Here is a 509-nt window from a genome sequence, read left to right on the forward strand (position 1 = left end):
TTGTCGAGGTGGAGCGCGGCGACCTTTTCGTCGAGGTGCTTGGGGAGCACATAGACGTCGTTCTTGTACGCCTCGGGCTTGGTGAACAGCTCGATCTGCGCCAGCGTCTGGTTGGTGAAGCTCGACGACATGACGAAGCTGGGGTGGCCCGTGGCGCAGCCCAGATTGACCAGCCGGCCCTTGGCCAGGACGATGATCTGCTTGCCGTCGTCGAACTCGACCAGATCGACCTGCGGCTTGATCTCGGTCCATTTGTAGTTGGACAGCGCCGAAATCTGGATCTCGCTGTCGAAATGGCCGATGTTGCACACGATCGACATCGGCTTCATCGCCTTCATGTGATCGGCGGTGATGACATCGGCATTGCCGGTTGCCGTCACGAAGATGTCGGCGCGCTTGACCGCCTCGTCCATCGTCACGACCTCGAAGCCTTCCATCGCCGCCTGCAATGCGCAGATCGGGTCGATCTCGGTCACCAGCACGCGCGCGCCGCCGTTGCGCAAGCTCTG

General features: G+C 61.5%; 1 protein-coding gene. It reads right to left on the bottom strand.

All coding sequences use genetic code 11. From position 1 onward, the window contains the following. The coding region (locus NFE57_RS16625; protein ID WP_252136699.1) for an adenosylhomocysteinase at positions 1 to 509 on the bottom strand (509 nt) is incomplete at both ends.

It is taken from the genome of Hephaestia sp. MAHUQ-44, assembly GCF_023806085.1.
Lineage (GTDB): Bacteria > Pseudomonadota > Alphaproteobacteria > Sphingomonadales > Sphingomonadaceae > Sphingomonas.